20 protein-coding genes are annotated in these 25,922 nt (G+C 61.9%); 17 read left to right on the plus strand and 3 right to left on the minus strand.

Annotated features, from left to right (window positions below; genetic code table 11):
- Positions 1–153: 153 nt before the first annotated feature.
- Positions 154–1,071: a LysR substrate-binding domain-containing protein gene (locus ACFSNN_RS00640; RefSeq protein WP_134461675.1), complete on the minus strand. Its 918-nt coding sequence runs from the start codon at positions 1,069–1,071 to the stop codon at positions 154–156.
- 168 nt (positions 1,072–1,239) lie between these two features.
- On the opposite strand from ACFSNN_RS00640, the gene ACFSNN_RS00645 reads away from it, so the two are divergent.
- Both ACFSNN_RS00645 and ACFSNN_RS00650 read left to right on the plus strand, forming a co-directional pair.
- Positions 1,240–1,968, plus strand: coding sequence for an isochorismatase family protein (locus ACFSNN_RS00645; protein WP_134461678.1), 729 nt, complete (start codon positions 1,240–1,242; stop codon positions 1,966–1,968).
- A gap of 31 nt (positions 1,969–1,999) precedes the next feature.
- Positions 2,000–2,887 (plus strand): pirin family protein, encoded by an 888-nt coding sequence (locus ACFSNN_RS00650; protein WP_134461681.1) that lies wholly within the window; start codon positions 2,000–2,002, stop codon positions 2,885–2,887.
- Between the two features lie 217 nt (positions 2,888–3,104).
- On the opposite strand, the gene ACFSNN_RS00655 is transcribed toward ACFSNN_RS00650, so the two are convergent.
- Positions 3,105–4,505, minus strand: coding sequence for a GntP family permease (locus tag ACFSNN_RS00655; RefSeq protein ID WP_134461684.1), 1,401 nt, complete (start codon positions 4,503–4,505; stop codon positions 3,105–3,107).
- A 312-nt stretch (positions 4,506–4,817) separates the two neighbouring features.
- On the opposite strand from ACFSNN_RS00655, the gene ACFSNN_RS00660 reads away from it, so the two are divergent.
- From ACFSNN_RS00660 to ACFSNN_RS00725, 14 genes are all read left to right on the plus strand, one after another.
- A complete protein-coding gene (locus ACFSNN_RS00660; RefSeq protein ID WP_134461687.1) occupies positions 4,818–6,299 on the plus strand; it encodes a sigma-54 interaction domain-containing protein in 1,482 nt (493 codons plus the stop codon).
- Between the two features lie 87 nt (positions 6,300–6,386).
- Positions 6,387–6,647 carry a hypothetical protein gene (locus ACFSNN_RS00665; RefSeq protein ID WP_134461690.1) on the plus strand — a complete coding sequence of 87 codons (261 nt, stop codon included), beginning with the start codon at positions 6,387–6,389 and terminating at the stop codon, positions 6,645–6,647.
- A gap of 516 nt (positions 6,648–7,163) precedes the next feature.
- Positions 7,164–7,367: a hypothetical protein gene (locus ACFSNN_RS00670; RefSeq protein ID WP_012428726.1), complete on the plus strand. Its 204-nt coding sequence runs from the start codon at positions 7,164–7,166 to the stop codon at positions 7,365–7,367.
- A 117-nt stretch (positions 7,368–7,484) separates the two neighbouring features.
- Entirely contained in the window at positions 7,485–8,684 is a 1,200-nt protein-coding gene (locus tag ACFSNN_RS00675; RefSeq protein WP_134461693.1) for a serine hydrolase domain-containing protein, read from the plus strand.
- A 134-nt stretch (positions 8,685–8,818) separates the two neighbouring features.
- Positions 8,819–9,109 carry an H-NS histone family protein gene (locus tag ACFSNN_RS00680; protein ID WP_134461695.1) on the plus strand — a complete coding sequence of 97 codons (291 nt, stop codon included), beginning with the start codon at positions 8,819–8,821 and terminating at the stop codon, positions 9,107–9,109.
- A gap of 615 nt (positions 9,110–9,724) precedes the next feature.
- A complete protein-coding gene (fae, locus tag ACFSNN_RS00685; RefSeq protein ID WP_134461698.1) occupies positions 9,725–10,249 on the plus strand; it encodes a formaldehyde-activating enzyme in 525 nt (174 codons plus the stop codon).
- Between the two features lie 90 nt (positions 10,250–10,339).
- Positions 10,340–11,377, plus strand: a complete 1,038-nt coding sequence (locus ACFSNN_RS00690) for an aldo/keto reductase (RefSeq protein WP_134461701.1) — start codon at positions 10,340–10,342, stop codon at positions 11,375–11,377.
- Positions 11,374–12,813, plus strand: coding sequence for an NAD-dependent succinate-semialdehyde dehydrogenase (locus ACFSNN_RS00695; protein WP_134461704.1), 1,440 nt, complete (start codon positions 11,374–11,376; stop codon positions 12,811–12,813). Before ACFSNN_RS00690 ends, ACFSNN_RS00695 begins: the two co-directional genes overlap by 4 nt.
- 121 nt (positions 12,814–12,934) lie before the next feature.
- Complete coding sequence (locus tag ACFSNN_RS00700; protein ID WP_134461707.1) at positions 12,935–14,317, plus strand: MFS transporter; 1,383 nt, start codon at positions 12,935–12,937, stop codon at positions 14,315–14,317.
- A gap of 391 nt (positions 14,318–14,708) precedes the next feature.
- Entirely contained in the window at positions 14,709–15,266 is a 558-nt protein-coding gene (locus tag ACFSNN_RS00705; protein ID WP_377689176.1) for a fimbrial protein, read from the plus strand.
- A 75-nt stretch (positions 15,267–15,341) separates the two neighbouring features.
- Complete coding sequence (locus ACFSNN_RS00710) at positions 15,342–16,085, plus strand: fimbria/pilus periplasmic chaperone (RefSeq protein WP_134461710.1); 744 nt, start codon at positions 15,342–15,344, stop codon at positions 16,083–16,085.
- A gap of 114 nt (positions 16,086–16,199) precedes the next feature.
- Positions 16,200–18,854: a fimbria/pilus outer membrane usher protein gene (locus tag ACFSNN_RS00715; RefSeq protein ID WP_134461712.1), complete on the plus strand. Its 2,655-nt coding sequence runs from the start codon at positions 16,200–16,202 to the stop codon at positions 18,852–18,854.
- 15 nt (positions 18,855–18,869) lie between these two features.
- Positions 18,870–19,994, plus strand: a complete 1,125-nt coding sequence (locus tag ACFSNN_RS00720) for a fimbrial protein (RefSeq protein ID WP_166799329.1) — start codon at positions 18,870–18,872, stop codon at positions 19,992–19,994.
- A 441-nt stretch (positions 19,995–20,435) separates the two neighbouring features.
- Entirely contained in the window at positions 20,436–22,037 is a 1,602-nt protein-coding gene (locus ACFSNN_RS00725) for a peptide chain release factor 3 (RefSeq protein ID WP_012428715.1), read from the plus strand.
- Between the two features lie 106 nt (positions 22,038–22,143).
- Here the strand turns inward: ACFSNN_RS00725 and ACFSNN_RS00730 are convergent, their stop codons facing one another.
- On the minus strand, positions 22,144–23,019 hold the full coding sequence (locus ACFSNN_RS00730; RefSeq protein WP_134461718.1) for a LysR family transcriptional regulator: 876 nt from the start codon (positions 23,017–23,019) through the stop codon (positions 22,144–22,146).
- 391 nt (positions 23,020–23,410) lie between these two features.
- Between ACFSNN_RS00730 and ACFSNN_RS00735 the strand changes: the two genes are divergently transcribed.
- Complete coding sequence (locus ACFSNN_RS00735) at positions 23,411–25,915, plus strand: bifunctional acetate--CoA ligase family protein/GNAT family N-acetyltransferase (RefSeq protein ID WP_134461721.1); 2,505 nt, start codon at positions 23,411–23,413, stop codon at positions 25,913–25,915.
- Positions 25,916–25,922: the final 7 nt, after the last annotated feature.

The following is a 25,922-nucleotide window of genomic DNA, read 5'->3' on the forward strand; positions in this document are numbered from 1 at the left end:
TTATGAAAATTTGCTTAATCCAAATAATCGCAGCGATCCGCTGTTTCATTAGCGGACAAATAAGCGTGACGTTTTACGATGATCCTGTGGACACGAAACATGTCGACGTCCGTCGCTCGGTGATCTTCGCCTTACATGCTTGCAGCGCATGCCTCAACCCAACAGCGGCGGCAGTTCATTCTTCAGGAAGTCGACCAGGGCGCGCACTGCTGGCATCATGCCGCGTCGCGTCGGGAACATGACCGCAAGGCGTCCTTCCCTCGAACGCCACGCCGGAAGCACAACCTGCAACGCCCCCGTTTCAACCTCTTGCGCGCACGCATAGAGCGGCAGACTCGTGATGCCCATTCCGGCCAACGCCGCTTGCTTGAGGGTTGCGATATTGTCGCTTTGCAGACGAGGCTGGACCGGCGGCGCGGCAACCTCGCCATTCACACCAATCAATCGAAGCGAGACGAGCGGCTCGCTGATGGGTGCATAGATCAGCCAGCCGTTGTGTGGAAGGGCGTCCGGTCGATCTATCGTCCCGATGCCGGACAGATACGCTGGGCTGGCCACAAGACTCCAGCGGGTCGAGCATAACGGCGCCTGTACCAGACTAGAAGACTCCATTTCGAAGCCGACGCCGCGCACAACCACATCGACGTTTTCTTCGACGAGGTCGATTTGTCGGTTACTAGACTGAACCGCCAACTGCACTTTGGGAAATTGCCGCATGAAGCTGGGCAACAATTTCGCCAGCACGACATCCGTCAAAGCTACCGGCATGCTGATCCGCACAAGTCCTGTGGGCTCGGCAGTTCGGCGACGAACCGAATCTTCGCCTGCTCGCGCCTCCGAAATCATGGCGCGGCAATGGACATAAAGCTCCTGACCGGCATCGGTCAGACTGAGGCGGCGAGAGGTTCGCTGCAGCACTCGCACGCCAAGCCTGCCCTCCAGTTCCGTTACGCGGCGAGATAAGTGCGATTTACTGACGCCGAGCGCTTCCCCTGCCGCTGTGAATCCACGGTGCTCCACCACCTGAGCAAAAAAATAGAGATCGTTTAGATCGGGTGTCGCCGGGTTCATCGAATGTTCCCTAGTTCGAAGGAGCATTTCATCGTTTCCTGAGGGAAACGATAGGTTTCCGTTCAGCGTATTTATCTGGCGTCGTTGCGTAAGTATGATCTCACAAAACCGGATATACGGTTGTCCAAGCCTTGAACTCCTTATTTACTGCCACTTGGGAAGAAGACCATGAAACTCATTTCCACTCTGAATGCTGCCGTACTTGCCGCGGCTGTTATTGCCACCTCCGCCGCTGTGGCACAACCGGGTAACCCGGCGTCTATCGCGAATGCTGTTGCCCCTTCCGGCGCGCCATACTCCCTGCTGTCGCGAGACAACACAGTGCTGATACTAGTCGACCATCAGGTTGGCCTATTCATGGGCGTGCGCGATATCGACGTCGGGCAACTCAAGCACAACGTGGTGGGACTCGCTAAAGCGGCGCGGGCGCTCGGCATTCCGGTCATCGTCACCGCGAACATGCCCAACGGCATGTGGGGTCCCACTATCCCTGAACTTACCGCCGCACTTCCAGGCGTTCAGGTGATAAGCCGGACCTCGATCAATGCGTGGGACGATCCGAACGTCCGGGCGGCGATCGAAAAGACGGGGCGCAAGCAGGTGCTGATTGCGGGTGTGTCGCTGGAGGTGTGTGCCACGTTCCCGGCGTTGTCGCTCAAGGCTGCTGGCTACGATCCTCGTGTAGTGCTGGATGCCTCGGGTACGTTTAGTGATGCAAAGCGTACTGTCGGGTTGCAGCGCCTGGCTGGGGTCGGCATTCCTGTGACCGACTATGCGACCGCCGGCGTGGAAATGCTCGGCAGCAATACGGACCCGAAGGCACAAGCGGTGTATGCAGACCTCGACATGCCATTCGCGAATCTCGTCTGGCAATTCAAGAATGCCGGGGGCAAGTAACGCGGCAACGCAATCTACGCGGAGATTCACAATGAACAGTTGGGTACAGATGTCGCGCGTCATGAGAGGTCACGACGTGACCATAGGCGACGCATTTTGGGCAAATCGCTTTGATGAGCAGGTATTCGACGGATTGATCGACCCGGTCGTGATGCTCGATCACTTTCGCATGACACAGCCCACGTTTGCTCCGCATCCGCATGCGGGGATCTCCGCGGTAACGTACATGTTCGAGGACGCAGTCGGGGCGCATGTCAACTACGATTCGATGGGCAACCACGGGCCGATCCATCCCGGTGCGCTGCACTGGTTCGCGGCCGGCCGAGGGGCCGTCCATACGGAGCAGCCGGAAGGCGAGGGGAATCTGATACACGCGCTGCAGATATTCGTCAACCTACCGGCCAGTAAGAAATACGACGCGCCCTATGCCGTTCACGCGGAGCCGCACGAAATTCCCGAAGTCACTGCGTCCGGTGTTCGCGTCCGCGTGGTATTGGGGAGAAGCAATGGTGTGAGTGCAACACATTCAGTAGCGTTACCCGAACCTTTTACCTTGCTGGACGGATTTCTCGATACCGATTCGGCGTTTGGCCACGAGATATCGGCCGGGTGGAGCGGCCTGATCTATTTGCTCTCAGGTACGCTTTGCGTGCACGCTGGACTGGACACGCGCGAACTCCGGGCCGGAGATGCGATTGGTGTAGCGGTAGATCGGCGCGCCACGGAACGTGGGGCGGAAGTCCGCTTTGTCGCCGACAAAGCTAGCCACTTTGTCGTGCTCCTCGGGCCAACCCTGAATGAACCACTCGCCAAACACGGACCGTTTGTCATGAATTCGCGCGGACAACTCGAAGACCGGATCAAGGCTTATCAGAGTGGCGAATTCGGACAACTGGTGATGCCGCAAACTGGCGCGTGAAAGCGTCGGCCGGTCAGGTCTTTGATCGCGCTCTTCATGGCAAGGACCCGAGAAGCAACGACTCCATGAATTTTCGACGTTCGTCTTTCTGCTTCGTCGAGCCTTGATGAGCGAGATCTGATATCGGACAGCGGGTGATGCGAATTCCAAGCAAATAAGTTCTCAACTTAAACATATTTGCTTGGTCGACCAGGTATCGTGCCCAACACCCGCTTACTCAGACCAGACCGGTCGCGTAATAAACCGCGATCACAAAGAACACCGCCATCGTCTTGATGACCGTGACCGCGAAGATGTCGCGATACGACTGCCGATGCGTCAAGCCCGTGACGGCCAGCAGCGTGATCACCGCGCCGTTGTGCGGCAGCGTGTCCATTCCGCCGCTCGCCATGGCGACGACCCGGTGCAGCACTTCCATCGGAATATGCGCTGCTTCCGCACCCTTGATGAACGTGTCCGACATGGCCGCGAGCGCGATGCTCATGCCGCCCGATGCTGAACCCGTGATGCCCGCCAGCGAACTCACCGAAACAGCTGCATTGACGAGCGGATTGGGAATGCTCTTCAACGCGTTGCTGACCACCAGAAAGCCCGGCAACGCGGCAATCACGCCACCAAAACCGTATTCCGACGCCGTGTTCAGCGAGGCCAGCAGCGCGCCCGCCACCGCAGCCTTGGTGCCGATCGCGAAGCGCTCGCGCACGCGGTTGAACGCCGTCACGACAACCATGATGATGCCGAGGAGCAGTGCGCCTTCCACGGCCCAGATAGCGACCACGGCCTTGATCGTCGTCGTGACCGGTGCGTGAATGCCCGGCAGAATGTCCGGCGCAACCGTGTATGACGCGCCGTACCAGTTTGGAATCCAGCGGGTCAGCAGAAAGTTCGCGACGCCCACCAGAACCAGCGGCGCAACCGCCAGCAGCGGATGCGGCAGCTGCTTCGATTCCACGCGATCCGGCTCGTTGACGAGCTCCGTGCCGTAACCTTCACCGGTCGCCATCGCCGAACGGCGGCGCCATTCCAGATAAGTCAGGCCAACCACGATGATGAACAGCGAGCCGATCACGCCGAGTGCTGGCGCAGCCCACGACGTCGTCTTGAAGAACGTGGTCGGGATGATGTTCTGGATCTGCGGCGTACCCGGCAGCGAATCCATCGTGAACGAGAACGCGCCGAGTGCAATCGCGCCAGGCATCAGGCGCTTCGGAATATTGCTCTGGCGGTACAGCTCGGCGGCGAACGGATAGACCGCGAACACCACGACGAACAGCGAGACGCCGCCGTAGGTGAGCAGCGCGCACACCGCAACGATCACCGCATTGGCGCGCGAACGGCCGATATAGCGGATCGCGGCGGCCACGATCGATTCCGAGAAGCCCGACAGTTCGATGACCTTACCGAACACGGCGCCCAACAGGAACACCGGGAAGTAGAGTTTCACGAAGCCGACCATCTTCTCCATGAAGATGCCGGTGAAAACCGGCGCGACGGCGGCTGGATCGGTCAGCAGAACGGCGCCGAGCGCGGCGATCGGCGCAAATAGAATGACGCTGTAGCCGCGATAAGCGGCAAACATCAGAAACGCCAGCGCGGCGAGGACGATAACAAAGGACATTGAGTCTCCAAAGCTTGGTTGTTCTACATGGTCGCCGTCTCGAAGGTGCGGCGGCACGGCGCCCGCGAACGCAGGTTCCGTGCCACGTACGCGGCAACAGCCAGCAGCCTGATTTCGCAGACCGAAGTTCAAAACGTGATCGGGCCGATTGTACCCAAACGTCTCTAAAACGGGACGCAAATTGGCTCAAGTTAGGCCAAACCAAGGTTAAACCCTTATGCGACAGGCTTGCTCGCGATCTCCTCAATGAGATAAGCTTGTCTACGAAACGAGACAAAGCATAATAAAACGATAGCCGGAGACAGCGACAGCATGATGAACGACTGGGCAGGCCTTCCTGCCACTTACGGCGACGTACTGCGCCGGGCGATGGACTCGCTCTTCCGCACGTTCGAAAACTTCAGCGAAGGCACCTTTATCGTCGATGCCGACGCGCGCGTGGTCTGGATCAACAAGCGCTATGCGGCGCGCTTCGGTTTTGCGGACCCCGAGCAGGCCATCGGCCGCGATTGCGAAGCGGTGATTCCGAACAGCCTGATGCGCGAGGTCGTGAACACCGGCAAACCGATTCTGCTCGATATTCTGGAGACGGACCGCGAACCGCTCGTCGTCACGCGTTTGCCGCTGAAAGACGATGCGGGCGCCACGGTCGGCGCGGTCGGTTTTGCGCTCTTCGACGAACTGAAGGCGCTTACACCGCTCTTTTCCCATTACTCACGCGTACAGGAAGAGTTGATCGCCACGCGCCGCTCGCTCGCCCAGGCGCGGCGCGCCAAATATACGTTCGGCAGTTTCGTCGGCACGAGCGCGGCCAGCCTCGAAGTGAAGCGTCAGGCGCGCCGCGCCGCGCAGCTCGAATCGCCGGTGCTGCTGCTCGGCGAAACCGGCACCGGCAAGGAACTGCTCGCGCATGCCATTCACGGCGGCTCGGCGCGCGCGAACCAGCCGCTCGTGACGGTCAACGTCGCGGCGATTCCCGACACCTTGCTCGAAGTCGAATTCTTCGGCGCCGCGCCCGGCGCCTATACCGGAGCGGACCGCAAAGGGCGCGTCGGCAAGTTCGAGCTGGCGAACGGCGGCACGCTGTTTCTCGACGAAATCGGCGATATGCCGCTGCCCTTGCAGGGCAAGCTGCTGCGCGTGTTGCAGGACAAGGAGTTCGAACCGCTCGGCTCGAACCGGATCGTGCGCGCCGACGTTAGGATCATCGCGGCGACCTCGGCCGATTTGCCCGCGCTGGTCGCGGCCGGGCGCTTTCGCGCGGACCTGTTCTATCGGCTGAACGTGCTGACGATCCATGCGCCGCCGTTGCGCGAGCGCACCTCCGATATCGAGGCGCTCGCTTACGCCATGCTCGAGGATCTGTCGACGCAGGCGCGCGGCGCCAGTCACTTCGAATTGCAGGACGATGCGCTGCGGCTGCTGTGTTCATATGGCTGGCCGGGCAATGTGCGCGAATTGCGCAACACGCTGGAGCGTGCCGTGATGCTGTCCGACAGCGAGCGGATCGATGCGCGGGCGCTGGCGCCGTTTGTCGGCTCGGCGCCCGGCGGCGGTGCGCATCGTGCGAATGCGCCGTTGCCCGAGGCGCTTTCGACGATGCAATCGGCAAACGCGCAGGCTACTCCTCCTGAATCGGCCACGTGGAGCGAGGCGATGGCGGCCTTCGAAAAGCGATTCCTGAGCGATGCTTTGCGCGCCAATGGCGGTCGGGTGATCGATACGGCAAACCAGATCGGCATGGGCCGCGCGACGCTCTATAAGAAGATCGCAGCACACGGCATCGACGTGTGACAACGCTCCGCGACGGCGATTGACGCAGCGTAATTGACGCGTGGCACAATCGCGAGATCGAAAAACAAGACGTGATCGGGGTTTCAAATGAAACGCAGTCTCTCCTTCTACGCGCGCCGGACCTGGGCCACGCTGGCGGCCGGCGCCACGGTTGCGCTGAGCGGTTGCAGCAGCAGCGCGCCGCTGTTTTTGCCGGACGGCCGCGCGACGACGCTGGTGCAATGCCCCGCCGGTTCCGATTCCTGTTCGCAGCAGGCCAGCGCAAGTTGCGGCGGCGCGTTCGATGTCGTGCGTCAGTCCACTGAAAACGGCGCGCTCAACCTGATTTACGCCTGCCGGGCGAAATAATAATGGCGTGCCGGCGCAAGACCGGCGCGATCAACGCCTTAAACAATCTGCGCTGAGCCCGCGCCCCGACGACGAGCGCGGGCGTTTCGATCGCCGCACCGATTTATTCGTGCGCGCAAAACGGCATTTCGCAACGCTTCGAGCTGGTCGCGATAAGCGTATGGCCGTCATAAAGACCTGCGTCTAATGCGGGTTCTCTCCGTGGCTTTGATGCTTGATGGGTATTAATACCGCGCTTCATATTATTTTCCTTCACTGGGTGCAATTAAAAACGCCTTCAATTCGCGTCGTTTAGCGAAGTCGGTGCGGCACCTAACGGAACGCGAAGTTGAGCCGCAGTATTCTTTTGCCAGTGGTTCAAGATTCAAGCAGCAAGCAGGTTTTGCCGGTTTGGTCGCTCATGCGGAAAGCGCCAGGAAGGATTTTCCGTTCAGGCAAAAACCGGAGATATTGCGGCACGCTTTATGCTTCGATTTACGCATTGAAAATAGTTCAACGAGTAATCCGGGGAAAGCAATGAATCATCATCAACTCGAAAAAGATATTGAACATCTTGAACACGTAATCTCGCATATTTCCGCGGAAGACCGCATCCCGCTGTCCTATTGGCGAAACCGCATCGACTCCGTTTCCGGCGCGGCACTAGTGCCTGCGCAGGCGAACCGCGTCAAACGGCTCAACGCCGCGCTGTCGGCTCTGGAACAACGCCAGAAAGCCTGAACGCCCAGCGCAGTGGATGGCTGCAACGTACCCTTCGATCGGGGAACGTTTCTGCAAAAATAAGGGAACGTAACGGCCACGCAGGCCACCATCCCTCTCCACTGATTCAGGACAAACATGCAACCAGCAGGCCTTTCCGCGTCTCGGCTGACGGCGCTGACCAACGCCATGCAAGGCTATGTGGAGCGCGCCGAAGTGGCGGGCGTGGTGTCGATGGTGTGGCGGCGCGGCGAGATCGGCTATTTCGAGCCGCTCGGCTGGCGCGACGAAGCGGCGCAGTTGCCGATGGAGCGCGACACGCTGTTCCGCATTGCCTCCATGACCAAGCCGGTGACCAGCGCCGCGATCCTGCTGCTGATCGAAGAAGATCGGCTCGCCCTCGACACGCCGATCTCACTCTGGTTGCCGGAATTGTCTGCGCCGCGTGTGCTGCGCGACCCCGCGGGCCCGCTTGACGAAACCGACCCGGCCAGAGCGTCGCTCACCGTGCTGGATCTGCTGACGCATCGCGCTGGCCTCGCCTACCACTTCACCGCGACCGGGCCGCTTGCCGAGGCATACGCCGCCGCTTTCAACGGATTCGAAGCACGCATGGACGGCAACGTCTGGCTTGCCCGTATCGCAAGTCTGCCGCTCATGTTCCAGCCCGGTTCGCGCTGGCACTACAGCGTCGCGACCGATGTGCTCGGCGTACTGATCGAGCGCGTGAGCGGCATGCCGCTCGGCGAGTTTTTCCGGACGCGGATCTTCGAGCCGCTCGGCATGCGCGATACGGCTTTCTGGGTGCCTGACGCGCAACTCGGCCGGTTGGCCACCGCTTATGCTATCGAACAGGGCTCAGGGCGGCGTATCGTCGAAGACCATCCGTCGTCGAGTCGATGGGCCGATCCGGACCGCTTCCAGAGCGGCGGCGGCGGGCTGGTTTCGACGGCGCGCGACTATCTGCAATTCGCGCAACTGTTGCTCGGCCGCGGGCGGGTCGGCACGACGCGTGTGTTGTCGCATCGCTCGGTCGATCTGATGCGCTCCAATTTTCTGACGCGCGACCAACGTCGCGTGTCCGCCTTCGGTCATGCGCTGTGGGCGGGCCAAGGGTTCGGCCTCGGCTTGTCCATAGTCGACGATCCGGCGCTGCAGCTGCCGCTCGGGTATCGCTCGATGGGCTCGTTCGGCTGGCCGGGTGCGTATGGCACGAGCTGGTTCGGCGATCCCGTGGAAGATCTGATCGGCCTGATGCTGATTCAAAGGCGCTCCGTCGAACCGTTTTCAATGGCGGTGGACTTCGAACGCCGCGTGTACGATGCAATTGACGATTGAGCGAATCGGCCGCGACCCGGCCGGCGTCTTTTAAGCGCGTTACCCGCTCGCGGAGTCGGGCTTCTCTATCCGGTAATTTATTCGTCTGATAGTGTCCGCACTTCAGTTCTCGTCAAATGATCGGAGCACCCGTCATGGCCTCGTACAAGCAGTTGACTGCCCAGCTCGAAAAACTCCACAAGGAAGTCGCGGCGGCGCGTGAGAAGGAAGTTGCGCAGGCGATCGCCGACATCAAGCAGAAAGTAGCCGAGTACGACCTGACGGCTGAAGAACTCGGTTTCACGAGCAAGGGCAGCGTGGCCCGCAAGACGCCTTCGGTCGCCAAGTATCGCAACCCGAAGACCGGCGAGACCTGGAGCGGCCGCGGACGTTCGCCTGCGTGGCTGGTAGGCAAGAATCGCGAAAGGTTTCTGATCGAAGGTTGAAGTGCTTCAGTGCATGACGTGTCCACTCGTCGTGGGCCCGCTTGTCTGAAGTGATGTCGCGGGCGGTTTTTCCCGCACCTTTCTCGCACGCTAGAGTAAGTCCCGAAAACGCTCACCTTTCGCGTGCACCTGGCATGTGAAGCATAGGCTCGAATGTGCAACCCGCGACGGGCTGGGTTGCTTCGGTGAGCCTGGTTTCTCCAAATCCCGCACCTTGCGGCGAGCCTGCCACCGCAGTCCGCCGTGATCGCCCCATTTCCTCCGAAACCCGCGCCAACCCTTGCTGGTGGGCGTTCCCAGGCTGTCCGAAGAATCGTTGCAGCGATTGCTTGCATCTCTTTCAGTCGCGTCTAGCCCGTACGAAGCTGTGCAAAGTTTCGCGGCGCAGGTGCGCGACCGTTCATCGACACGCTCACCTTTCGCAGCGATTCCGCAGTGCTGCCGTGATAGTCCCGAAAACCCTCACCTTTGCGCGCGTCGATACACGCGGGCCAGTGTGCTCGGGGCTAACCCGGAGTTGAGTTCCTCTCATACCCCGCATCAAAACTCATCGATACATGGTCGCGGATGCCGAACCTCACAATCGGCCATCCACTCAACCTCGACGGAAAGACCATGAGCGCATCGACGGACAAACAACTCTTTATCGGCGAAGGATTCGAAGGCCCCGGCGTCAATCTCGCGCACATCAACGTGCTGGTCGGCCCGCGCAACGGCCCGGCCGGCCAGGCATTCGCCACCGCATTGGCGACGCCTTCGGCGGGTCACGCGCCGTTCGTCGTGATCGCGCGTCCGGGCGTGCCGACCAAACCGCTCACGCTGTACGTGAATAAGGCGCAGATAGGCGGCGACTTCCACGGCAACGCGACGTGGGGCGCCTCGCAAGCCGGTATCGCGAAGGCGGTGGCCGAGTCGCTGGAGAACGGCACGCTGCCGCCCGAAGCGGAGGACGACTGGGTGGTGGTGTCGGCAAACTGGGTCAACCCGTCGACCGACGATCTCGACGCCGTCTTCGAGAACAACTATCGCGCGTGCAAGCACGCAATCGTCGCGGCGATGAAGGGCCTGCCGCATCGCGATGAAGTCTTCGCCGCCGCGCGCGACGTATCGAACCCGTTCTATACACCGAAACAACGTTAATGGCACGCAGCGCGGTTCGGTCGTGCGTCCTCAGGAATGCGCAACTAACCGTCCGCGCCGCTTGATGCGATCAGGAAGGAGACACGCACTATGGAATACATTCGCCTCGGCCAATCCGGTCTGAAGGTTTCGCGTCTGTGCCTCGGCACGATGAACATGGGCACGCCGCAATGGAAGCCGTGGATTTTCGACGAGGCGCAAAGCGAGTCGATCGTTCGTCATGCGTTCGAAGCGGGCGTCAACTTTATCGACCTCGCTGATTTCTATTCGACCGGCGTCGGTGAAGAAGTGGTGGGGCGCATTCTGAAGCGTCTCACGCGTCGCGAGGAAATGGTCGTGGCCACCAAGGTCGGCTATGACATGGGCGCGTATCAGAACGCCGGCGGCCATTCGCGCAAGCACATCATGGACGGCATCGACGGCTCGCTCAAGCGCCTCGGCATGGATTACGTGGACATCTACATGCTGCATTTCTTCGACGTGAATACGCCCGTCGAAGAGACCATGGGTGCGCTCAACGATATCGTGCGCGCCGGCAAGGCTCGCTATATCGGCGTGTCGACCATGTACACGTGGCAGTTTGCCAAGATCATGCAGGTCTGCGAGCGCAACGGCTGGCACAAGCCGATCAATATGCAATTGCAGTTGAACCTGGCGTACCGCGAGGAAGAGCGCGAAATGATTCCGTATTGCCAGGATCAGGGCGTCGGCGTGTCCGTGTTCAGTCCGCTGGCGCGCGGGCTGTTGACGTGCGACCCGCATTCCACGCGCAATCAGACCGACTTCTTCACCGCGCAAATGTATGGCGACGTGGCTTCGCGTGAAATTGCCGCGTCGGTGGCGCGCGTGGCCGCGCGGCGTGGCGTTTCCGCTGCGCAGATCGCGCAAGCGTGGGTGCTGAACCACGGCGGTGTCGCGAGCATGCTGGTCGGCGCGGATACGCCGGCGCAGTTCGACAGCGCGCTCGCCGCACTCAACACGACGCTCTCGCCGGATGAACTGTTCGAACTGGAACGCAACTACACGCCGTGCGATCTGATCAACGACTACACCGCAGGCAAACGCATAGCGCGCGAGCCGCGCCTGGCGCAAGGCATGTTCGTCGAAACACTGGAGAAGGCCGCATGAACGAATTTCTCCGCACTGGCCATTACATCGGCGGCGAGTGGTACGAAGGCGCCGACACGTATGCCGTTTTGAATCCCGCGACCGGCGAGGTCGTTGCGCAAGTGGCCAAAGGTGGCGCGGGGGAAACGGCGCAGGCTATCGCGGCGGCCGAGCGCGCGTTGCCCGCATGGCGTGCACTGACCGCGAAAGAACGCAGCGCCCGCGTCAAACGCTGGGGCGAATTGATGCTGGAGAATCGCGACGCGCTTGCTGAACTGCTGACGCTCGAGCAAGGCAAGCCGCTTGCCGAAGCGCGCGGTGAAGTCGGTTACGCGGCGAGCTTCTTCGAATGGTTCGCGGAAGAAGCAAAGCGGGCATACGGCGACGTGATCCCGAGTCCGAATCCGAACGCGAAGATTATCGTGACGCGTGAGCCGGTCGGCGTGGTCGCGGCGATCACACCGTGGAATTTCCCGCTTGCCATGATCACGCGCAAAGCGGGTCCGGCGCTCGCAGCCGGTTGCACGATGGTGCTGAAGCCATCGGAAGAAACGCCGTTGTCCGCGTTCGCTTTGGCGGTGCTGGCCGCGAAAGCGGGCATCCCGCCCGGCGTGTTCAACATCGTTTCCGGCGATGCCGTGGCGATCGGCGGCGCGCTCACGGAATCCGACGTGGTGCGCAAACTGTCGTTCACCGGTTCGACGCGCGTCGGCAAACTGCTGGCGAAGCAGTCGGCGGACACGTTGAAGAAGTTGTCGCTCGAACTCGGCGGCAACGCGCCTTTCATCGTCTTCGACGACGCGGACCTCGACGCCGCCGTGCAAGGCGCGATGGCTTCGAAATTCCGCAACACCGGGCAGACGTGTGTGTGCGTCAACCGCTTTTACGTGCAGGACGGCATCTACGATGCGTTCACGTCCGCACTGACGCAAGCGGTGCGTAAAATGCGCGTCGGCAATGCGTTGCAAGGCGAAGTCGAACAAGGTCCATTGATCAACCAGGCGGCGCTGAAGAAGGTCGAAACCCACGTGGCCGACGCGTTGCAAAAAGGCGCGAGGATCTTGACCGGCGGCAAGCCGCACACGCTCGGCGGAACTTTCTACGAGCCGACTGTTCTGGCCGACGCCAACAACTCGATGCTGATCGCCGGCGAAGAAACCTTCGGACCAGTCGCCGCGTGTTTCCGCTTCAAGACCGAAGCGGAAGCGATCGAAGCGGCCAACGACACCCCGTTCGGCTTGTCGGCGTATTTCTACACGCGCGACCTGGCGCGCGCGTGGCGCGTCGGCGAAGCACTGGAGAGCGGCATGGTCGGCATCAACGAAGGGATCGTGTCCACGGAAGTCGCGCCGTTCGGCGGCGTCAAGCAGTCGGGACTCGGCCGCGAAGGCTCGAAGTACGGGCTCGATGAATACACCGAACTGAAGTACATGATGATGGGCGGCCTCGGACGCTGATCTTCACACCGCGCGTCCGCCACACGTCCTGCAGATGCGTGACGCACGGGCGGATGACGCAATCGGGCGCACGGCGACATGCCGACCGCGCCCGGCGATCCATACTAACGAAGGAGACAGCGTGAGCAATCAGGATATGCAGGTGGCCGCTCTCGGCCTCGCCCCTACTTTGCCGGCGGCAGCGGCATCCGCGCACGGCCCCATTCCTCTCGACGACGTTCCGCTGAACGCCTTTCACGTCAAGATCGCTGGGTTGACGTTCGGCGCGCACTTTACTGAAGGTTTCGCACTCGGCACGATCGGCTATGCGCTCGCGTCGCTGAATCGCCAGATGCCGCTCGACGCGTTCTGGATGGGCATGATCGGCAGTTCCGCATTGATGGGCATTTTTATCGGCAGCCTGGTTTTCGGCTGGTTGTCGGACCGCATGGGGCGCCAGAAGATTTTCCTGCTGAGTTTTATCATCATCACCGCGGCTGCGTTCGCGCAGTTCTATGTGCGTTCACCTCTCGAGTTGTGTCTGCTGCGGGTGTTGATCGGCTTCGGCATGGGCGGCGACTTTGCGGTGGGCCATGCGATTCTCGCGGAGTTCTCGCCGCGTAAGCATCGCGGCACGTTGCTTGGCTCGTTCAGCGTGGTGTGGACGATCGGCTACGTGGTGGCGAATGTGCTCGGCATGCATTACGCCGATGCCTCGCCGGATGCATGGCGCTGGCTGCTGGCGTCGGCGGGTGTGCCGGCGTTGATCGTTCTCGTGCTGCGCATGGGTACGCCGGAGTCGCCGCGCTGGCTGCATGGCAAAGGCCGCACGGCGGAGGCGAAATCGATCGTGCTGAAGCACTTCGGTGCCAACGTCACACTGGACGGCGGCCACGACGAGCACGCGCAATCGGCGGGCGGCTTCATGCGTCTGTTCAAGGCGGATCTGATTCGCCGCACGATTTTCAATTGCGCGTTCTTCGTGTGTCTCGTCATTCCGTACTTCGCCGTTTATACGTTTCTGCCGACCATTCTGAAAGCGATCCACTTGAACAATGACTCGAGCGCGGACTTTCTGCTGAACGGATTTCTCGTGCTCGGTGCGTTGATCGGCATCTGGCTGACGATCAAACTTCCGCGGCGCACGTTTCTGATCGGCTCGTTCGCGGTGACGTGCGTGTCGCTGATCGCGTTGAGTGTGCTGCCGGAATCGGCGACGCTCGGCATGATCGTCGCGTTCGGGATTTTCACGCTCACCATGTCGGCGTTCTCGAATCTCGTCGGCGTGTTTCCGCCGGAGTGTTTCCCCACCGAGGTGCGCGCGTGTGGTGTTGGACTCGCGATTGCGTGCAGCCGGCTTGGATCGGCCGTCGGCACGTTTTTGCTGCCGCTCGGCATCGTGCATTTAGGTTTCCATATCACGATGATGGTGCTCGCGGCGGTGCTGCTGATCGGCATGCTGGTGTCGATCGCGTGGGCGCCCGAAACGAAACATTTGACTTTGAACGAAGCTAGCGGCGTGTAAACGCGCGATCAATCCGACGCTGTAAAGAACCCGCCGCATCGGTAACGATGCGGCGGGTTTTGTCGTCTGATGTGGCTGTTCGCCGCGTCTGTCAACCGCCCATGAATTGCACCAAGGTTTCGAGAGGCTCGAAGACTTGCTGCGCGCGCCTGTCAGCCGAATTGGACTCGCCACGCCCTTTCCGCTCAGTTCGCGAGAAGGGCGTTTTGTCCTGGGTACTTTTTATCTAGGAAAATTTAAGATTCCGTAGTTCTGGATAAAAAATGTTTTGACGTAAAAATTCTTATGTATCTGGCTTGAAACATCAGAGCGTTTGAAACAGTTTGGCGGTCTTTCAGTCGGTCTCGATCGCTTCTGTCCACACTTTTTTCGATACAGAGGAATGGCAGCAATGAAATCAAAGATATCCGCAATCGTGATCGCGACCGGCGGTCTGCTGGGTTTTGCATCGTTCGGTGCCTACGCGGCGGACGGCACGATCAGTTTTACCGGTTCCGTGACCGACACGACTTGCTCGATCAACGGCGCGACGGCCGGCACGCAAGCTGACGTGGCGGTGACATTGGCGCCGGTTTTGAACACTTCGCTTGGCGCGACGGGTGAGGTGGCCGGTTTGTCGAGCCCGACCGATCTGCAACTCAAACTGACGGGCTGCGGTAGCGTTACCAAGGCGATCGCCAACTTCGAGAACGGCTCGGGTGTCAATCAGTCAAGTGGCAACCTGTTGAACATCGGCGGCACTGCGCAGAATGTGGAGATTCAACTCCTCAACTCACAGATGAAGCCGATCAACGTCTTGACGAGCCAGAACAACACGTTGGAAACGGATGGCGCAGTCGTCACCGGCGGCGCGAGCACCCTGCAGTACTACGCACAGTACTTCGCGACGGGCGCCGCCAAAGGGGGGACGGTCAACGCTTCGGTTCAATACATCCTGCAGTATCAGTAAGCAGGGGTCAGAGGCGCTCGCCATGCGAGCGTCCTTTTTGCGCTCTTCATTCGGGATAGAAACAGGCGGAAGGTGATGAAGTTGCTCAAAAAAATGACCATGGAAATTGTTCTTGCAGGCATGCTGCTAGCCGACGGCGCTGCGGCGAGCGTGACCGTAGGCGGCACGCGTGTGGTGTATCCGCTCGATCAGCGCGAGGTCACGGTCAAACTGAACAATGACAGTTATGCGCCTTCGCTGGTCCAGGTCTGGATCGACGACGGCGATCCGAATGCAAAGCCCAGCGAAGTGAAAGTACCGTTCCTGATTACGCCGCCGATTTTCCGCATGAACGCACAGAAAGCGCAGACACTGCGCGTGATGTATAGCGGCGAGGCGTTGCCTCAGGATCGTGAGTCGATTTATTGGCTCAATGTACTGGACATTCCACCGAAAGCGAATCGTGCGCACGAGGCCAATACGTTGAGTCTGGCATATCGGACCCGTATCAAGGTGTTCGTGCGGCCAGCCAGTTTGCCGGGCAAACCTGAAGATGCACCGGCGCAACTGACCTGGAAGCTCACTGCATCGCCGAACGGCAAGGGGCAGGCGATTAGCGTATCGAATCCGACACCCTACTACGTGTCGTTCAGCGAGGTCGATGTCGAAAGCACCGGTCATATCTTCACGAACAAACGTGGCGGCATGGTCGCACCGCGCGCTTCAACGATCTTGCCGATCGACGCAATGAATGCCGTCGCGGCGGGCGCCAAGGTGCGCTACATCGCGATCAGCGACTACGGTGGTCCGATCGACGGTGACGCGCCACTCGGCGAGTAAGTCGCCGAAGTCTCCCGTTTCACATCCACCCATTCGATTCGCGGCGTGCGTTGCGTTGGCAACGCACCGTGACGACGCACGCCTGCTCATAAGACTCTGGAATTCTGCAAGACCATGAAGGGCTCGTTTCGTCGCTATTCGGCTGATCGCACCGATGAACTCTTCGACGGGTTCAGCCTAACCCCTGCCGCGGTAGTGGCAACCTTGGTATTCGCGGTGCTGGGCGGCGTTCAACCGGTGAGCGCGCAGTCCACGGAAGCGATGGACGGCGACGCGCCGGTGGAATTCGACTCGATGTTCCTGCGGGTCGAGCCTGATGGCGTCGTGGACGTGGCGCGTTTTGCACGCGGCAACCCGGTCACACCGGGTGTTTATTCGGTCGACATCCTGGTGAACGGCATTCGCGTTGCACGCCAGGATATCCGTTTTGTCGAGACGAGCCCCGCTGCCGGCGCGCGTCCCTGTCTGACACGCAGGATGCTGGAAACGCTCGGTGTGGACTTCGCGAAACTTGCCGCGAGCGGCGACGCGAAGCAGGCCGTGCATGCCGCCGCCGACGCTGACCCCGATGCGTGCGTCAGTCTTGCCACAACAATCCCCGCCGCTTCGGTGGACTTCGACTTCGCGGAGCAGACGCTCTCGTTGAGCTTGCCGCAAAAGTTCATGCGCAATACGGCGCGCGGCTATGTGCCGCCTGACATGTGGCAGGACGGGGTCAACGCGGCCTTCGCGAGCTATAACGCGAACACTTATTACAGTAACGGATCGGGTGTGGAATCGGTCCAAAGCTATTTGGGTTTGAACGCCGGCGTGAACATCGGCGCGTGGCACTTCCGGCATCAGTCGTCGGTGACGCGGCAAGCCCGCGCCGGCACGGACTTCGACAACATCGCGACTTACCTTCAGCACGATGTCAGCGCGCTGCGGTCGCAGGTGATCGTCGGCGACGGCTTCACGACCGGCGACGTGTTCGACAGCGTTCAATTCCGCGGCGCGCAGATCGCCACCGACGATCGCATGCTGCCGGAATCGCTGCGTGGCTACGCGCCGGTGGTGCGCGGCACCGCTGAATCGAACGCGCGTGTGACGGTGCGTCAGAATGCTCAGGTGATCTACGAGACCACCGTCCCGCCGGGCCCGTTCGAGATCAACGACCTGTACCCGACGGGTTATGGCGGCAATCTCGACGTCACCGTCACGGAAGCTGATGGCCGCAAGAGGAACTTTACCGTTGCGTACGCCGCGGTCGCACAGTCGCTGCGGCCTGGCATCACGCGCTTCGCCGTTACCGCCGGGCAACTTCGCACCTCCGCGCTCGAGACGAAGCCGAATTTCGCGCAGTTCACGTTGCAACGCGGGCTGACCAATCTGGTGACCGTTTACGGCGGCGGCATAGCCGCTACTGGCTACATGGCCGCCGACATGGGCGCCGCGCTGAACACGAAGTGGGGGGCTTTTTCCGCCGACGTGACCGGTGCCCAGACCCAGGTTCCGAATCGGGGCGCCGCACGGGGCACCAGCTTGCGCGTGGGCTACAGCAAGTTCATCGATCCGACCGACACGAACATTGCGGTTGCGGCATACCGGTATTCGACGGCGGGCTACATGGATTTGTCGGATGCCGCGTCCGTGCGCGACCTCGCGTTGCGCGGCGGCGATCCGAACTCCGTCTACCGCGATCGCAACCGGTTTCAGGTGACGCTCAACCAGAGCTTCAAGAAATACGGCACGGTCTTTCTGAACGCGTCCGCCCGGCAGTACTGGAATCGCGAGGGCAGCGATGTGTTCTATCAGGCGGGCTATACCAACGGGTTCAAATTCGGCACCTACAGCATCACCGCGGGCCGCACACGCTCCTCGGACGGCGTGATGTCGGACCAGATCATGCTCAGTGCGACGCTGCCGCTCGGCCGCAACCAGCACGCGCCATTGATGTCGACGAACCTGTCGAACTCCGGCGGCAGCAGGAACCTGCAGGCCAGCTTGAGCGGGGCGCTCGGCGAGCGCAATCAGTACTCATACAACGCGTATGGCGCATACGGCGCCGGGCACGGCAACAGCACAGGAAATGCCGGCGTGAGCGGCGTCTACCGCGGATCGTCCGCGCAGCTCACCGGGTCGGCAAGCGCGGGGACGGGTTCGAATCAGGCATCGGTGGGGGTGAGCGGCTCGATCGTCGCGCACCCGGGCGGCGTGACCTTCTCGCAGACGGTGGGCGATACGTTCGGCATCGTCGAAGCACCGGGGGCGACGGGGGCGACCGTGTCGACCGCGACGGGAGTGAAGATCGACCGTCGTGGTTACGCTGTGGTGCCGTATCTGACGCCGTATGGCATGAATCTCATCGATATCGATCCAAAGGGTACGTCGACCGATGTCGAGTTCGAATCGACGTCGGAACAGGCGGTGCCGCGGTTTGGATCGGTGGTGATGATCAGATACAAGACGGTGACTGGACGTGCCGCATTGATCCGGGCGCCGCAACTCGGGGGTAAGGCACTGCCGTTCGGCGCGGACGTGGTCGATGCGAGTGGACTTAGCATAGGCGTCGTCGCACAGGACAGCCGGATTTTTGCGCGCAGGCTCGAGGAGAGCGGCACGCTTTTCGTCAAGTGGGGTGCGGCGGGGGCGGAGCAGTGCAAGATCGATTATGTATTGCCAAAGAAAGCGGCCAGGGGCGCGGACGCGTACTTGTCCATGCAGGCCCATTGCGCGCCGGCAAATGAAAATGTCGGCGCGGACTTAGGCGCGCTCGACTTTGCAAAATAAGGCCAGGAGATATGTGTGTCTAAAGCGACGAGAGAAACGATGTTTAGTGTCAACGCCCGACTTGGAGTCCTATTGAGCGGTTCGTGCTCGCGCGTGCAAAACATGCGCACGTGGCGGAAGTCAGTCAGCGTGTTTTTGTTCATGATGGTGCAGGCTATTTTTGGGGTATCTGCAGCTCATGCAGACAATCCGACTTGCAATGCGACTGCTGTGCCGAACTATTCGCCGATGTTGGCTCCGACTACCTTTCCCCGTGACGCGCCAGTCGGCTCCGCCACACAGAGCTACGCGGCCACGCTCAGCTTTCACTGCCAGGGAGACACTGACGCGGATCGAGATATCTATGTGACCTTTGCCGCGACTCCGGCGACTGTCGTTTCGGGGTACACGAATGTCTACGAGACAAATGTCCAGGGGGTCGGTGTACGCTATACGGTTTCGAACGAGGCGGGTACGGCGTGCGTTAGCCTTCCGGCCACTGTCGACAACGGTTCGGCCGTTATCAGGTGTCACCAATTGCTGGCTCCCACTGATCCCGGTTACAACTATTCCGTCAGCGTATCAGCCCAATTCGTAAAGACAGCGAACGCCACAATCGGCACGTTGACGACCATACCGGTCCTAACTGCCACGAACACCCTGAATAACGAAAGCGTCAACACACTGTGGGGCAATGTCTTCAGTGGATCTGCTAGCGGCACTTTCGCCAGCCAAGCCTGCAGAGTCACGACACCGGCGGTTCAGGTCACGATGCCACAGGCCCGTACGAAAGATTTGCCGTCGGTGGGCTCGACGACTGGTAGCACCCCTTTGAATGTGAGTCTTGATTGTGACGCGGGTGTTAGTGTCTACGCGACCTTATCGGACGTCACAATGCCTTCCAACACGAGCACGACCCTGAACCTGACGACAGATTCAACCGCACAAGGCATCGGTTACGAGATTGTCTACGCCGAGGCGCCTGTTGCATTCGGGGTCGATTCCGCCATGGCTGGAAATGCCAACCAATTTGCGGTTACAGCGGGCCAGACGGTCGGAGGCGTCGTGAATGTGCCGCTCACGGCGCGCTACGTGCGGACCGGGGTCATCCGCGCCGGCTCGGCAAATGCGAAGGCGACGTTCACCATGTCGTATCAGTGATCGCGGCGCTGCTTCGATACGGCTCGTCTGAATTGCCGAAAGTCGTTGGTGGACCGTGCGCGGTGCGGTGCGGTGCGGAGTTCACATCATCCGCACGGTCGCAGAGTATGCTTTTCGTCGATCCGGCAGTTGCATACCCGCCGGGTCGGACAGCCATTGCGCCGTGACAGGTTGGCTACTCGTGACGCCACTTCAGGGGCGCCTTTAAACCCTCTTGCGGCCATGACGTGTATCATTCGTTCCCTGCGCTGTTCTGCGCCGGCGATTCCCGTACTGTCGAACGCTCGTTCGTGACCTGGTTCCGACGCGGCTGAGTTGCCACTGTGATGCGGGCCGCCAGCCCAATTCCCGCAGTTCGACGCCGCCGCGCAAGGCGTGGCATACCGGCAGCCACAAGCCGCCGGGAACCGCCCGAACCCCTATCCGTGACCGCCAGACCCGATGTCAGTCTCCGAACTCAAACGCCGCCGCACGTTCGCGGTCATTTCCCACCCGGACGCCGGTAAAACCACGCTCACGGAAAAGCTGCTGCTGTTCTCGGGCGCGATCCAGATCGCCGGCACCGTGAAGGGCCGCAAGAGCAACCGCTACGCAACTTCGGACTGGATGGAGATCGAAAAGCAGCGGGGCATTTCGGTGGCGAGCTCGGTGATGCAGTTCGAGTACGGCGACGCCGTCATCAACCTGCTCGACACACCGGGTCACGAAGACTTCTCGGAAGATACCTATCGCGTGCTGACCGCGGTCGACGCCGCGGTCATGGTGATCGACGGCGCGAACGGCGTCGAGGCGCAAACGCTCAAGTTGCTCGAAGTCTGCCGCAGCCGCAAGACGCCGATCGTCACCTTCATCAACAAGCTCGACCGCGAAGTGCGCGAGCCGCTCGAACTGCTCGACGAAATCGAGCAGCATCTGGGCGTCGCCGCCGTGCCGTTCACGTGGCCGATCGGCATGGGTAAGGACTTCCAGGGCGTCTACGATATTCAGCGCGATCAGGTGCGCATTTTCCGCGCGGGACAGGACAAGGCTGGCGGCGAAGTGGAAACGCTGCAGGCACCGAGCGACGAAGAAGGCGAGCGCCGCTTCGGCCACGCGTGGATCAAGGCGAAGGAAGAGATCGATCTGATCACCGGCGCGTCGCCTGATTTCGATCGCGAGCAATTTCTCGCCGGTCAGCAATCGCCGGTGCTGTTCGGCTCGGCGATCAACAACTTCGGCGTGAAAGAAATTCTGGACGCGCTGGTCGATCTGGCGCCGCCACCGTCGATGCGCATGACCGTGCAGCGTCCGGTCATGCCGGACGAGCCGAAGTTCACCGGCGTCGTGTTCAAGGTGCAGGCGAACATGGATCTGGCGCACCGCGACCGCGTGGCATTCATCCGCGTGTGCTCGGGGCATTTCGAACGCGGCATGGCCGTGAAGGTGACGCGCACGAACAAGACCTTCCGCGCCAATAACGTGGTGACGTTCCTGTCGCAACGTCGTGAGACGGTGAGCGAGGCGTATCCGGGCGACATCATCGGTATTCCGAATCATGGCACGCTGAGCCTCGGCGATACGTTGACCGAAGGCGAGCAGTTGCAATTCGTCGGCCTGCCGTTTTTCGCGCCGGAAATTTTCCAGACCGTCGAAGTGGTCGATCCAATGCGCGCCAAGCAGCTCGGCGAGGCGCTCAAGCAACTCGGCGAAGAAGGCGCGATTCAGGTGTTTCGTCCGGAAGTGGGTGGCCTGATGATTCTCGGCGCGGTCGGGCAACTGCAGTTCGAAGTGGTGTCGCACCGTTTGTCGACGGAATACAAGGTCGACGTGCGCATGGCGCCGGCGCGTTACCGCATGTCGCGCTGGGTGACTTGCGACGACGCAGCCGAACTGCGCCGCTTCACCGATTCGTACGCAGCGCGGATTGCGCTCGATGCGTCCGACGCACCGACGTATCTGGCCTCGCACGTGTCGGAGATCGAAGTCGCGCAGAAGGCGTGGCCGAAGATCGTGTTCAACGAGTTGCGCGAGCACTCGGGCGCGCCGTTCAAGAAGGCGATGTAAGTTCGCCGCAGTGGTACGCAAGTGCTGGGTGACGTAGCGCCAATCGAAAGGCCCCGTTGAAAACGGGGCCTTTTGCGTTAACGGCACTACGATCACCGGCGCTTCATCAGCGCGGCTCCAGCTTCAACACCTCCTCCCGCATCCACCCCGCCAGCGCCTGCACATGTTCCAGCCCGACATGCCGCTGCGGAATATCGAGCCAATAACCAAACGGCCCGCTCACCTCGACGTCGGAAAACTGCGCGAGACTGCCGTCCGCCAGTTCCTCCACAATCATGTTCCGGTCGACGATCGCCAGCCCCGCGCCTTTACTCGCCGCGCGAATCGCCTGTTCCAGCGTCGAGAACTCGATGCCGTTATCCGCGTAACGCGCGGGCATGCCCGCCTTGGCGAGCCAGTTCGGCCACAATTCGAGCCGGGCGTCGTTGTGCAGCACGTGCAGCGCCGGCATGCGTTCGAGCAGCGCGTCGAGCGGTTGGCCGAGCAAACGCGGCGCGCCTACGAGCACGTGGCGCTCCATCATCAGCAGTTCGGAGTGCGCGTCCGGCAGCGCCTCGCGGCTGAAGCGAATCTGACAGTGAAGGTCTCCGTGCGCTTCGGTACGAACGGAGAGTTCGACGTCGGGCAATTCCACCGCGAGCGAGCCCAGCCGCGGCGAAAACCATTGGGTGGCGAAGGTGGGCGGCAGAGCGAGCACGAGACGCCGTCGTCCTTTAGCCGCCGTGATCTGGCGAAAGCCTCGCTCGATCGTATCGAAGGCTTCAGACAGGCAGGGCAGCAATTGCAGGCCCGCCTGCGTCAAGCGGATACCTTTGTGGTCGCGCTCGAATAGTTTCGCGCCGAGCGATTCTTCGAGCAGCTTGATTTGCCGGCTCACAGCGCCTTGAGTCACGCACAGCGCAATGGCTGCACGGTTGAAGCTCATGTGCCGGGCCGTCTCTTCGAAGAAGCGCAACGCGATCAGCGATGGCAAGCGCCGCATAAATCACCTTCTATTACTTTTAATCGCGCGCGATCCGGCGGCAAGATGGTCGGACCGCGAACGGTGGTTGTGCTGCATCGCTAGCCGGGCGTTGTCCACAAACGAATCGCTTTTGGCGCGTCTCCGGCGCACGCGATTCGAACCGCCATCGGCCAGCGATTTTTCAAGGCAAACCGCCATCGTGGCGGCTGGAAGATTGTCGCATTGGCGCTCGATGTTTGCTTGATCTCGATAACAAATATCCCCGGCGCGCCCTGGACAGCCGGCCGCGATCGGGTGCCGGCCCGGCGCTGATGGAGAAGCGCCGCGCGAGCGCTCAACTTCGCCTATGCTGACGAAAACGCGCGCCCGGCCGCCAAGCCGGCTCGCTTTCCCTGACCTCGGAGCGCCTGTGACCGTTCGCAATCTCGACGCCTTGTTTCGACCCAAATCCGTCGCCGTGATCGGCGCTTCGGAGCGGCCCGGCAGCACCGGCGAGATGGTGTGGACGCGCGTGCTCGACGGAGGCTTCGACGGCCCGCTCTGGCCGGTCAATCCGAAGTACGAAACGCTCGGCGGCCACGCCGTGATCCGCGACGCGGGCGATCTGCCGGAAGCGCCCACGGTCGCGCTGATCTGCACGCCACCGGCGACGTGGCCCGGCATCATCCATAAGCTCGGCGGATTGGGCACGCGCGCGGCGATTATCGTCGGCGAAGTGCGGTGCGATGAGGACCGGGTCGCGCTGCGGCACGCGCTTTCAGCGGCGCGGCCGAATCTCCTGCGGATCGTCGGGCCGGGCAGTCTCGGCGTGGTGTCGCCGGCGCTGTGCGCGCATCTGGGCGCGCCGTCGTGCACGGTGAAGGCGGGCGGCGTCGCCTGGGTTTCGCAGTCGAACGCGCTGACCAACGCCGTGCTCGGCTGGGCGCACGCGCGCGGCCTCGGCTTTTCACACGCGGTCGCGCTCGGCGGCGAGGCGGATGTCGATGCGGGCGACGTGCTCGACTATCTGGCCAGTGACCCCGGCACGCGTGCCATCCTGCTCGAACTGGATAGCGTGCGGGCGGCGCGCAAGTTCATGTCGGCGGCCCGCGCGGCGGCGCGCAACAAGCCGGTGCTGGCGCTGCGCTCCGGCCGCGCCGATCCCGCCGACGCGCTCTACACCGCCGCGTTCCGCCGCGCCGGCATGGTGCGCGTCGATGCGCTCGACGACCTGCTCGACGAGATCGAGACGCTCGGCGTGGGCCGCGTGGCGGCGGGCGCCACGGCCACGCTGATTACGAGCGACCGGGGCCTCGCCACTTTGGCTTGCGACGCCTTCGCCGCGGCCGGCGATACGCTCGCGCCGTGGCCGGACGAAGCGTCGGAGGCCTTGAAGCAGAGCTTGCCGTACGCGGTCGGCGGCAATCCGCTGGAACTCGGCGACGACGCGCGTCCGGAGCACTTCGGCACGGCGCTCAAACTGCTCGCGGAGCATCGCAGCACCGGCACGGCCTTCGTGGTCCACGCGTCGACGCATGGCGCGCCGGTCGGCGAAGTGGCGCAGGCCTTGATCGCGAATCAGCGGTACGCCTACCGTGGCTTGCTTGCGTGCTTTTTCGGCGGCGTGGATGCCGCCACGCGCGACGCCCTGCACGCGCAAGGCATTCCGGTTCATACGACGCCGCAGCGCCTCGCGCGCGCCTTCGCGCGGCTGGTCGATTACCGGATGGGACGCGAACTGTTGATGCAGACGCCGGAGGGTTTGCCGGCGCAAATTCCCGAATGCATCGACGCGGCTCAGGCTCAGGCGCGCGCGGCGCTTGCAGCAGGTGAACACCAACTAACCGGCGAAGCGGCGGCGCGGTTTTTGGGGCGGTTCGGATTGCAGGTGGAAGCGCGGGAAGGAAGTGCGAGCGAGGGTGGCGCGGGGCAAGCTGCGCAAGAAATCGCGCAAGAAATCGCGCAGGGATCGGCGCAGGTCGCAGCGGCAGCTTCGGACGCACTGCGGGCGTCGGATTGCCCGGAATCGAGTGCGGACTCGTCTACCCGACCCGTCGTCGACATCGCCGTCGAACTCCACGACGACGACAACTTCGGCCCTGTCTTCCGCTTCACGACGCCATCGGCCGACGGTGTGTCCGCGCCCTTGCGCGTCTACGGGTTGCCGCCGCTCAACCCGATGCTCGCGCGCGACATGGTCACGCGTTCGCCCTACGCGCGGCTGGTTGCGCCGGAGCCGGCGCTGGCCGCGCTGACGGCGCTCTCGCAAGCCGTGTGCGACGTCAAGGAGCTCGTCGGGCTCACATTGACGCTCAGGGTGTACCGCGATCGCGTGGTGGTCGTCGAGCCCACGCTGAAACTTGCGTCCACGCGCAGCCGCCTCGCGATCGTGCCGTACCCGCGCCGCTTCGAAGAAACGCTGGACTGGCAGGGCGCGCGGGTGACGGTGCGGCCGATCCGCCCGGAAGACGAGGCCGCGCACCACGACTTCGTCGAAGCAATGACGCCCGAAGATTTGCGTCTGCGGTTTTTCGGCGCGGTGGGCAGCTTCGACCACTCGCAACTCGCGCGCATGACGCAGATCGACTACGACCGCGAAATGGCGCTGATCGCCACCGTGCAAAGCGAAGACGGTGTCACGCGGACGCTGGGCGTGGTGCGCGCGGTGGCCGATCCCGACAACGAAACCGCCGAATTCGCGGTGGCGGTGCGCTCGGATCAGAAAGGCCGGCGCCTCGGCCAGTTGCTGATGGACCGGATCATCCAGTACGCGCGGGCGCGCGGCATTCATTGGCTGGTTGGCGAGGCGCTGCGCGAGAATACGCCGATGATCGGGCTCGCCAAGGCCAACGGTTTCACGATTACGCGGACGGAGGATCCGGGCGTGGTCGGGTTCCGGATGGCGCTGGATGAAGCGACAGAGGCCAGCGCTTAGGCGGCGT

The organism is Paraburkholderia dipogonis, assembly GCF_042680985.1.
GTDB classification, from domain to species: Bacteria; Pseudomonadota; Gammaproteobacteria; order Burkholderiales; family Burkholderiaceae; genus Paraburkholderia; species Paraburkholderia phytofirmans.